Consider the following 9,300-nt stretch of genomic DNA (forward strand, 5'->3'; position numbering starts at 1 on the left):
AAAATCCCAATTGAAGATCATTGCTGCATCTGCTGGAAGTTGTTGCCCAACGTAATCATTAAAGCATTGAGCGCCTTTGATCTTGTAATCAGTACTTTTCTGTAAAATCCCAATTGAAGATCATTGCTGCATCTGCTGGAAGTTGTTGCCCAACGTAATCATTAAAGAATTGAGCGCCTTTGATCTTGTAATCAGTACTTTTCTTACCAATTGCACCTTGTTCTAATTCACGCTCTGAATAGTCCTGTAATACAGTGACAACTGTATTTGAGAACTTGATTTCCTTACCTGAATTCTGGTCTTTGAAATCACCCGCTGATTTCCGAATCCCTGTAACTGTCATGATTGGGTGCTGAGATGTATTCATCTAAATTGCTCCTTAGGCTATTTTGTAATTGAATTGCGAGATCGGCTCTTCGTACCAGTCTGGCAATTGTTGGTTAAAGTCAATTTCAATGAGCTTGACGAATGGAATGATGTTGTTAGCCTTTTCAGTGTGGAGGTTCTGAAGGTAGGCTTTTGAGAAACCACATAGACAAAGGTCAGCAACCAATCTGTGAAAGGATGTCTTTGAATACATAGTTTTTAGTTCTTCAATGCCTTTTTCTCTGATAAGACAGTACATTGCGAATAGATTGCGTACTTTGGTTGGTGAAGGCTTACCTTTACTAGTCATAACTACTTCTGACCGTTCGATAGCTTCAAGTACACTTTTATCATCGGTTAATTTCATAGTTTGACCTCTAAGAGCTTCAAATATGTTATGCGTTGCTTTAGTCCAAAGTGTTTGAAGTAAATTCGGGTGTTCGTTATGAAATTTAATTAATTCCCAGAGATTTGTAGGAATACCATTACGTTCAAGCCAACGCTTTTTTAAACGTGATTCAAAGCGTAATAAACCAATCGTCCAATTAATCAGACGTTCTTGCGACATGATCTCAATCACACGAATAGCAGCCTTATCCATCTTTAAAGCTTGCTGTTTTAAATCGGCAAATTGAGCCATGAATTCATCATGTTTGAGATAGCACTTATGCTGTACTAGACGTGAAGTTTCACCGCCCCAGTAGCGTGATGTGTCATAAGCCTTTTTACTAATTCTTGTTTGACCATTGCTAACATTACCAAGATATTCAAGCACCTTTTTAGCGGTTGTCTGGTCTTTGACTCGTGCTGAATAAGTCACATCAATATGTGAAACCCATGCTGTTTTCCAGTCCAACATACGCGCTAAAAGCGGATAAGCTTCGGTAAGGAAGCCAATCATTTCCATAGCGCCCTGCTCTATGTTGTCCGATCCAAACACGTTATGCCCTTGCAGTAATTTGGCAGGACTAGCTTTGAGCTGAACATACGGAATATAGGCAGTATCAAAGAATACTTTCATGGCCATAGCCGTAAAATGCGTAGGAACTGATTCATATGGATGAAACAAAGCAGAGTTGTGCACTTCCCCATCCTCGTCTTTATAGACAGATCGGGAAGCTAAAGGAATTTCTAATGAATGCGGATCAACATCAATAAAGCAATAACGTCCTTCTGCATCTACTGCATAGAAGCTAGACTCAAATTCGACGTTAATACAGAGATGATCAAGCATAGTCTAAAACGATATATCGTTCTTTTAATACATTAAGTCGTTTTATAAACCAACCTTTCGTTTAAATCAACAAAATAATTCAATATTTCGTTTCAAATGAGTCTAAAGTTATAAATAACAAGGTTTTTAGAACGGAATAATGGTTCAAATGAGCGTATCAGCTAACATTAGGCGTCTAATGAAAGAGTTAAATCTCAATCAAAAAGAATTAGCCAAACTCGCCTCATTACCACCTAGCACAGTTAGTAGTGCCTTAAAGGAAGATAGCGACCCAAGAGCATCTACAATAAAAAATATAGTAATTGCGTTAGGTGTAAGCTCAGATATGCTGCTATTCGATGATGAAGAATTAGGCGTTAATGGAGATTTAAAAATACTCTTTAGAGAAGTTGAAAGATTTGAAGGAAAAGACCGTGAGCAACTGAAAGACATGCTGAAAATGATGATTGTACATAACAAAAGTAAAGAACTTATGCGCAATTAATATTGTTAAAAGTCCCATTTTCGGGACTAGAGTCCACCATTAGAAGACGTGGACTCCCTTCTTAAGTGATTCAGCGGATCGGTTAGTCGGGCGTCGAAGCTCCTACTCCCGCCCTCACCGCTGAATCCTTCGATATTCGTATAATGCAGATTGATGTTAAAAAGCCCCGTGAGACTGCGTATTTTCTCACTGGGGCTTAGTAACATAATCTCGATATATTATACGAAATCTCAGACTGATTTAATTGGACGAAAATTCTTACATTCTAAAGTCTGAAAAAAATGTTCAGTTTGTAAATCAGTCATATAAGTAAAATCTACAAACCTAGAAGCATCCATTTGAAAATCTCTATCTGCAGATAGATAATCATCATAAGAAGCAAAATAAGTCCAAAAAAAATACATCTTATAAAGAACTAAAATCTTATTATTTCTAAAAAAATAAACTTGATGTGCATGATATTTCACAAAATACTCCAGTTCGCGCCCATTCGGGACGCTCTGGAAAGTAGTCTATAACGCAAAAGGGAGCTTGTAATCAGGGAAAGAAGGTTTTAAATCATATTGAATCAGTTCGTGGGCACTCCGCCCACTCTGTTACTTCAAATGATTACCAACATCTTTAAAAACATAGATAAAGCAACCTACAAAAATGCAAAATAAGGCAAATAGACCTAGTACGTCTTGCGTATCCATTAAATTAGACCCTGTTTTTTAGCCTGTTGGAATTTAGCCAAATCCTCAGCACTGAGTTGTTGTTGAACTTGGGTAGTTTGTTGCTGTGGTTGCTGTGTATTAACAACTTGCTGTTGTTGAGCGTAATAGTTAAACGGTCTATCTCCATCCTCAACAACTCGCTTACAGTCAGCTTGTGATACATCATGCAATATTGTTCCTTGTTGAGTATAAGCGACATACTTGCCGTTTTTCTTCATACAACCTGAAAAAACAGGTTTTGCAGTAGGTTCATAGGAAACATTAACTGAGTAATCATCAAAGGGCTTAGATGGATTGTATTGCTTAACAACTGCATCCATTGAATTACCCGTCTTTTGAGCAAGTTCTTCTTTTTGCTTTTGGTCTAATTGAGGATTATAGGCTTGGATACATTGATCTTTTGTCCACTTGAATTGTTCCATACACAGATCAACTTTTTTCTGCATATCAGGGGCTAAATTATTTGCATCAGTTGGTTTAATGGGTGGTTCACCTTTGGCAGCAGCCGTAACTTGATCAACAATAACGTTGTCTTTAGATGCAAAGTGGTAAAACAGAAAGCACATCGCAATAACAAAAGCCCCAATAAAGTAGATGAACTTTGGTATTCGTTTCTGTGATGTATCAATAGTCGTTGACTTGTAAAGCGTAAAAATGCGGTCAGCAGGTTTAAATGATGTTTTAGACTCGCAATTAATCTTGTTTACAAGTGCATTGGGATTATCACGTGCAGATCCATACTGATAAACACGACAAGTCCAACCGAAAGGTCGAGTCAAATGATAATGAACTGTGAATAGTTCTTTCATCACTGGATGCAAATATCGTGTTGCTTGGGTAATGATGTAAAAGTCAAAGCCACGATGACGATGGATCGTCAGGTGCATAATCATTTCATCTTCTGATTTTTTGTTCTTGTATGGCTCTACAAGCTGAATTTCATCAATAACAATAATTGAACCGTCTGGAGCATCTCTCCAGTCATAAATTAATGGTCTTGAATACGGAATTTTACAGGCTTTGATATTAGTATAAATCGTGCGTACAGGCTGTAAAAACTGAAAGTCTTGTTTTCCATATGAGTCATTAATACGATCAACAATTTCATTGTATCGAGTGGTTTTTTTAAAATAGTCATCAGGACGTAAATCGTCAAAATCTTCATTTAAAAAATCAAAATAATCATCTGGTAGCATCTCAATTTCTGTCTTGATGTCAGAACCTGAGCCGACCTCATACATGTACAAAAGAAATTCTTCTTTAAATTGTTCAAACAATTTTTTATTGTTTTCAAAGATAATTTTATTTTTACGTACATTAATAAAGTTAGATTTTTCAATCTGATCTAGCTTATTTACAGTAAACGCTGTTTTTTGAGAGCCTGGAGTACCAGTTACTAAATGAAGCATTTTAATAACCTATTTTTTTAACATACGAAGTGGATTAGCAGCACGGTATTGAACTGTGACAATTGCACCTAAAACCAATGAAAAGTAGATATGTAAACCTGTGACGCCTGCCATTTGAAGCAGTAAAACAGGAAGAGAATTAACAGAACTTGAAAAATGATTAATCATGGTTGTGACAATCGCTAAAGAAACGCCAGCAACGCCTAATGTAATTCCTGCTCCCTCAAGTACATTCTTAAGAAAGCCTTTTTGTACACTTGCAAGTAAAGTTGAAAGACTAGCCATCTTGACGCACTCCAGTAACGATATAGAGCGCATGTAATGAGCCTAGTGTGACTACAATCGGGTAAACATAAGTTGAAATGGCTTGGCACCAGATTGTGAAATCAAAAGAAAAATCTAAACTTTGACCATTCCAGTTGAATTGCAATGGTATTTTTGCAGGACAAGACGTAGAAAAAGAAATGTCTGTATTTGGCTCAGATTCTTCTGATGTATCAATATCTAAATTTGTATCTGTTTCTGGTTCAGAAGTTGCCCAATCTTTTGCAAATGTCCATGCTTCTGAAATTGAGGTAGTGGCTGTATCCCACCAGTTGGTTAAGGTGGTCGGGAAAGAAATTACAGTTTGAGCAGCTTCACAAACTGTGGGTGCCCATCCACAAAATGCAGGAAACTCTATTGAAAGGTCAGTAACATCTGGATTTGCAGGATCTTTTGTTTGTGTTCCTGTTGCTGTTTCATCTGTTTCGGTTACAGCAGAATTTTCTAGTTGTTGAACAATTGGGGCAGCTTTGGCTTGATCAGTTTCGGCATCTTTGACGATATCAGCAGCAGCAGCCATAGTTGCAACTTGTGCAACAGGATCACCAGTTTTGGCATTTTCAATGACTTTTCCTGCAACTGTATCAAGTGGTAGATATTTCTTTTCTTTATCAGTATTGTGATTTGGATTAGGTATAGAGTGAATATTTTCATAAGTGCTTTGGACCATACCAGTAGAGATATTTTGTCTTGTGTAATAGCATGTTCCTGAGTAGTAAGCACCGTTTTGGGCGTCAGATGTATTATTTTGCACGCAATTAGTTAAAGTATAATTATTATAAGAAGTATTAGATTCCAAATAGACAGGTAGATAATTTTGCCAAGCCTTGGCTAGGCCACATCCAGCTAAATCAGGTCTACTTTGTGATACAACAGAAAGGTAGACACAAGCAGTATTGTTAGGGTCTACATAATAAATAACACGATTGTTAGCAGGATCAAGAACCCAATCGACCGCACCTAAAAGCTGTTCTACTGCAACACTCAAAGCAGCAGCAGCACCGCCCCTAGCAAGTACTCTAGCAACATGACTGGCAGCAGGTGTAATTTTTGCTGTACCAGTTTTTACTACTTCCGCACCATTGATTAGAACTTTTTTTGTACCTGTGTAGATAGCAGAAGCACCTTCAGCTATGGGATTAGACATTGTCCAACCACCTACAGTTCCTGCATTGGCTTGATTTATAAGAATGATTGGAGAAATTGCTAAAACAAAAGATAAAAAGATTCTTAGGTATTTTTGATGACGACCCATGTGACCACCATTACTGTGATAGGTAAAATCCAATAAAAAATCGATGCTTCAGGCATGTTTCACCCCAAAAGAAGGAAGCCCCCGAAGGGGCTTTAATTTAGGCAGCGTTTGCACCTTTGTTCAGTTTACGATAGCCAATAATGATGGCCGTAATCGTTGCAGCAGCTACAAGAATGCCGACAACAATAGTTTGTGCAGATGAAAGCTGACCAGTTACAGCAGTACCAACAGCAGTCAAATCATCAGCAGCATGTGCAGTTGATACAACAGCAGTTGATACGGCAGCAGCGCCAGCACCTAATTTGTATTTGAAGCGGTTGAACCATGATTTTTCATGTTTATTTTGAGCTTCGATTACTTCTACATTTTGATAAGCCATAACATTTCTCCTATGTTGTTGTTAGGCAAGTTTTGCAGCCTTCATGATGAAGGTATACGCGATGAGAACACCGCAGATTTTGGCTATCTCGATTGAGATCGCTACAGAATCATTTTGTGTAATGGCTAAGCCATTGAATAAATGTGCAACAGTTAATGGGACGTATGCTGCACACGTTTGAACGTTGTCTACAATTTCAATTGCTGAGCATACAAATACGTCCATTTTTTAAATTCCTAGATGAAAGTTCTTAAAGAAAAGAACTGTCATTGTGGATATCAAAAGACAAAACATAAGAAAGAACTTGAGGTCAAACCGTGTGACAGCCTTAAGCTGTTTAAGTCTTTCCTTAACCAAAAAGTCTCTTTGCTCTAAGGTGTAATATTCGCCCTTGTACAAGTACAAATATTCAAAGTCGTCTTTACGTTCAGCACGACCATTCATATTGCGAAAACGTATACGTGAAGGACGTTCAAAACGATGCGCAAGAAAGTTAAGTAACGACTTAAAGAAACCTGAAATAATCAGACCAAAAAAGACACCACCCCACAGGTAGAAATCATTTAAAGCATTAAAAGCTGCCAGTTCTTGTACTGTCATTTTTTAGCCCCACACTGATAAAAATGGGTGCAATAAATCAAATGACTTAGGAATGTTGCCCCACACTTCTTGCACTTATATTCGATATGTGACATGATGATTACTATCCTAAGTTATTGATTTATTTACATATTATACATTATACGAAATATCGTATATTAAGGCTTTGTTTCTAAAGGCTTTTTTCCACAACTAAAATCAAGCCCCACCAATGTTGCTTTAGGAACATTGCCTGTAAAATCCCAATTGAAGATCATTGCTGCATCTGCTGGAAGTTGTTGCCCAACGTAATCATTAAAGAATTGAGCGCCTTTGATCTTGTAATCAGTACTTTTCTTACCAATTGCACCTTGTTCTAATTCACGCTCTGAATAGTCCTGTAATACAGTGACAACTGTATTTGAGAACTTGATTTCCTTACCTGAATTCTGGTCTTTGAAATCACCCGCTGATTTCCGAATCCCTGTAACTGTCATGATTGGGTGCTGAGATGTATTCATCTAAATTGCTCCTTAGGCTATTTTGTAATTGAATTGCGAGATCGGCTCTTCGTACCAGTCTGGCAATTGTTGGTTAAAGTCAATTTCAATGAGCTTGACGAATGGAATGATGTTGTTAGCCTTTTCAGTGTGGAGGTTCTGAAGGTAGGCTTTTGAGAAACCACATAGACAAAGGTCAGCAACCAATCTGTGAAAGGATGTCTTTGAATACATAGTTTTTAGTTCTTCAATGCCTTTTTCTCTGATAAGACAGTACATTGCGAATAGATTGCGTACTTTGGTTGGTGAAGGCTTACCTTTACTAGTCATAACTACTTCTGACCGTTCGATAGCTTCAAGTACACTTTTATCATCGGTTAATTTCATAGTTTGACCTCTAAGAGCTTCAAATATGTTATGCGTTGCTTTAGTCCAAAGTGTTTGAAGTAAATTCGGGTGTTCGTTATGAAATTTAATTAATTCCCAGAGATTTGTAGGAATACCATTACGTTCAAGCCAACGCTTTTTTAAACGTGATTCAAAGCGTAATAAACCAATCGTCCAATTAATCAGACGTTCTTGCGACATGATCTCAATCACACGAATAGCAGCCTTATCCATCTTTAAAGCTTGCTGTTTTAAATCGGCAAATTGAGCCATGAATTCATCATGTTTGAGATAGCACTTATGCTGTACTAGACGTGAAGTTTCACCGCCCCAGTAGCGTGATGTGTCATAAGCCTTTTTACTAATTCTTGTTTGACCATTGCTAACATTACCAAGATATTCAAGCACCTTTTTAGCGGTTGTCTGGTCTTTGACTCGTGCTGAATAAGTCACATCAATATGTGAAACCCATGCTGTTTTCCAGTCCAACATACGCGCTAAAAGCGGATAAGCTTCGGTAAGGAAGCCAATCATTTCCATAGCGCCCTGCTCTATGTTGTCCGATCCAAACACGTTATGCCCTTGCAGTAATTTGGCAGGACTAGCTTTGAGCTGAACATACGGAATATAGGCAGTATCAAAGAATACTTTCATGGCCATAGCCGTAAAATGCGTAGGAACTGATTCATATGGATGAAACAAAGCAGAGTTGTGCACTTCCCCATCCTCGTCTTTATAGACAGATCGGGAAGCTAAAGGAATTTCTAATGAATGCGGATCAACATCAATAAAGCAATAACGTCCTTCTGCATCTACTGCATAGAAGCTAGACTCAAATTCGACGTTAATACAGAGATGATCAAGCATAGTCTAAAACGATATATCGTTCTTTTAATACATTAAGTCGTTTTATAAACCAACCTTTCGTTTAAATCAACAAAATAATTCAATATTTCGTTTCAAATGAGTCTAAAGTTATAAATAACAAGGTTTTTAGAACGGAATAATGGTTCAAATGAGCGTATCAGCTAACATTAGGCGTCTAATGAAAGAGTTAAATCTCAATCAAAAAGAATTAGCCAAACTCGCCTCATTACCACCTAGCACAGTTAGTAGTGCCTTAAAGGAAGATAGCGACCCAAGAGCATCTACAATAAAAAATATAGTAATTGCGTTAGGTGTAAGCTCAGATATGCTGCTATTCGATGATGAAGAATTAGGCGTTAATGGAGATTTAAAAATACTCTTTAGAGAAGTTGAAAGATTTGAAGGAAAAGACCGTGAGCAACTGAAAGACATGCTGAAAATGATGATTGTACATAACAAAAGTAAAGAACTTATGCGCAATTAATATTGTTAAAAGTCCCATTTTCGGGACTAGAGTCCACCATTAGAAGACGTGGACTCCCTTCTTAAGTGATTCAGCGGATCGGTTAGTCGGGCGTCGAAGCTCCTACTCCCGCCCTCACCGCTGAATCCTTCGATATTCGTATAATGCAGATTGATGTTAAAAAGCCCCGTGAGACTGCGTATTTTCTCACTGGGGCTTAGTAACATAATCTCGATATATTATACGAAATATCGTATAGTAAGCCTTTGATTAGTAAAGGCTTTATGCTGTCTTAGGTACTTGCTGTTCTACAGCTTTCTTTTCTTCAAGCATTAAC

General features: G+C 37.6%; 12 protein-coding genes. 2 read left to right on the plus strand and 10 right to left on the minus strand.

Annotated features, from left to right (window positions below; genetic code table 11):
- Nucleotides 1-88: 88 nt before the first annotated feature.
- Both DCO44_RS16385 and DCO44_RS16390 read right to left on the minus strand, forming a co-directional pair.
- Nucleotides 89-367 (minus strand): hypothetical protein, encoded by a 279-nt coding sequence (locus DCO44_RS16385; RefSeq protein WP_116763747.1) that lies wholly within the window; start codon nucleotides 365-367, stop codon nucleotides 89-91.
- 12 nt (nucleotides 368-379) lie between these two features.
- Nucleotides 380-1,600 carry a phage/plasmid replication protein, II/X family gene (locus DCO44_RS16390; RefSeq protein ID WP_116763749.1) on the minus strand — a complete coding sequence of 407 codons (1,221 nt, stop codon included), beginning with the start codon at nucleotides 1,598-1,600 and terminating at the stop codon, nucleotides 380-382.
- Nucleotides 1,601-1,748: 148 nt separating this feature from the next.
- Here DCO44_RS16390 and DCO44_RS16395 point away from each other — a divergent pair, with 148 nt between their 5' ends.
- On the plus strand, nucleotides 1,749-2,084 hold the full coding sequence (locus DCO44_RS16395) for a helix-turn-helix domain-containing protein (RefSeq protein WP_116763765.1): 336 nt from the start codon (nucleotides 1,749-1,751) through the stop codon (nucleotides 2,082-2,084).
- Between the two features lie 694 nt (nucleotides 2,085-2,778).
- On the opposite strand, the gene DCO44_RS16405 is transcribed toward DCO44_RS16395, so the two are convergent.
- From DCO44_RS16405 to DCO44_RS16440, 8 genes are all read right to left on the minus strand, one after another.
- On the minus strand, nucleotides 2,779-4,209 hold the full coding sequence (locus tag DCO44_RS16405) for a zonular occludens toxin domain-containing protein (RefSeq protein ID WP_116763753.1): 1,431 nt from the start codon (nucleotides 4,207-4,209) through the stop codon (nucleotides 2,779-2,781).
- Nucleotides 4,210-4,218: 9 nt separating this feature from the next.
- On the minus strand, nucleotides 4,219-4,494 hold the full coding sequence (locus DCO44_RS16410) for a DUF2523 family protein (RefSeq protein ID WP_116763755.1): 276 nt from the start codon (nucleotides 4,492-4,494) through the stop codon (nucleotides 4,219-4,221).
- A complete protein-coding gene (locus DCO44_RS16415; RefSeq protein ID WP_116763757.1) occupies nucleotides 4,487-5,788 on the minus strand; it encodes a virulence factor TspB C-terminal domain-related protein in 1,302 nt (433 codons plus the stop codon). The genes DCO44_RS16410 and DCO44_RS16415 overlap by 8 nt, the downstream gene beginning before the upstream one ends.
- A gap of 97 nt (nucleotides 5,789-5,885) precedes the next feature.
- A complete protein-coding gene (locus tag DCO44_RS16420; RefSeq protein ID WP_116763759.1) occupies nucleotides 5,886-6,167 on the minus strand; it encodes a hypothetical protein in 282 nt (93 codons plus the stop codon).
- Nucleotides 6,168-6,188: 21 nt separating this feature from the next.
- Nucleotides 6,189-6,392, minus strand: coding sequence for a hypothetical protein (locus tag DCO44_RS16425; protein ID WP_116763761.1), 204 nt, complete (start codon nucleotides 6,390-6,392; stop codon nucleotides 6,189-6,191).
- Nucleotides 6,393-6,395: 3 nt separating this feature from the next.
- Nucleotides 6,396-6,767 (minus strand): hypothetical protein, encoded by a 372-nt coding sequence (locus DCO44_RS16430; RefSeq protein WP_213066325.1) that lies wholly within the window; start codon nucleotides 6,765-6,767, stop codon nucleotides 6,396-6,398.
- 158 nt (nucleotides 6,768-6,925) lie between these two features.
- Nucleotides 6,926-7,267 (minus strand): hypothetical protein, encoded by a 342-nt coding sequence (locus DCO44_RS16435; RefSeq protein WP_116763763.1) that lies wholly within the window; start codon nucleotides 7,265-7,267, stop codon nucleotides 6,926-6,928.
- 12 nt (nucleotides 7,268-7,279) lie between these two features.
- Nucleotides 7,280-8,500: a phage/plasmid replication protein, II/X family gene (locus DCO44_RS16440; protein ID WP_116763749.1), complete on the minus strand. Its 1,221-nt coding sequence runs from the start codon at nucleotides 8,498-8,500 to the stop codon at nucleotides 7,280-7,282.
- Nucleotides 8,501-8,648: 148 nt separating this feature from the next.
- Between DCO44_RS16440 and DCO44_RS16445 the strand changes: the two genes are divergently transcribed.
- Nucleotides 8,649-8,984, plus strand: a complete 336-nt coding sequence (locus DCO44_RS16445; protein WP_116763765.1) for a helix-turn-helix domain-containing protein — start codon at nucleotides 8,649-8,651, stop codon at nucleotides 8,982-8,984.
- Nucleotides 8,985-9,300: the final 316 nt, after the last annotated feature.

It is taken from the genome of Acinetobacter sp. AM, from assembly GCF_003105055.1.
GTDB classification, from domain to species: domain Bacteria; phylum Pseudomonadota; class Gammaproteobacteria; order Pseudomonadales; family Moraxellaceae; genus Acinetobacter; species Acinetobacter tibetensis.

What these genes read in the sequence shown, in the direction of transcription:
- DCO44_RS16435 (WP_116763763.1), bottom strand. Translation starts at nt 7,267, where the DNA reads ATGAATACATCTCAGCACCCAATCATGACAGTTACAGGGATTCGGAAA.
- DCO44_RS16405 (WP_116763753.1), bottom strand. Translation starts at nt 4,209, where the DNA reads ATGCTTCATTTAGTAACTGGTACTCCAGGCTCTCAAAAAACAGCGTTT.
- DCO44_RS16385 (WP_116763747.1), bottom strand. Translation starts at nt 367, where the DNA reads ATGAATACATCTCAGCACCCAATCATGACAGTTACAGGGATTCGGAAA.
- DCO44_RS16390 (WP_116763749.1), bottom strand. Translation starts at nt 1,600, where the DNA reads ATGCTTGATCATCTCTGTATTAACGTCGAATTTGAGTCTAGCTTCTAT.
- DCO44_RS16410 (WP_116763755.1), bottom strand. Translation starts at nt 4,494, where the DNA reads ATGGCTAGTCTTTCAACTTTACTTGCAAGTGTACAAAAAGGCTTTCTT.
- DCO44_RS16445 (WP_116763765.1), top strand. Translation starts at nt 8,649, where the DNA reads ATGAGCGTATCAGCTAACATTAGGCGTCTAATGAAAGAGTTAAATCTC.
- DCO44_RS16430 (WP_213066325.1), bottom strand. Translation starts at nt 6,767, where the DNA reads ATGACAGTACAAGAACTGGCAGCTTTTAATGCTTTAAATGATTTCTAC.
- DCO44_RS16395 (WP_116763765.1), top strand. Translation starts at nt 1,749, where the DNA reads ATGAGCGTATCAGCTAACATTAGGCGTCTAATGAAAGAGTTAAATCTC.
- DCO44_RS16420 (WP_116763759.1), bottom strand. Translation starts at nt 6,167, where the DNA reads ATGGCTTATCAAAATGTAGAAGTAATCGAAGCTCAAAATAAACATGAA.
- DCO44_RS16440 (WP_116763749.1), bottom strand. Translation starts at nt 8,500, where the DNA reads ATGCTTGATCATCTCTGTATTAACGTCGAATTTGAGTCTAGCTTCTAT.
- DCO44_RS16415 (WP_116763757.1), bottom strand. Translation starts at nt 5,788, where the DNA reads ATGGGTCGTCATCAAAAATACCTAAGAATCTTTTTATCTTTTGTTTTA.
- DCO44_RS16425 (WP_116763761.1), bottom strand. Translation starts at nt 6,392, where the DNA reads ATGGACGTATTTGTATGCTCAGCAATTGAAATTGTAGACAACGTTCAA.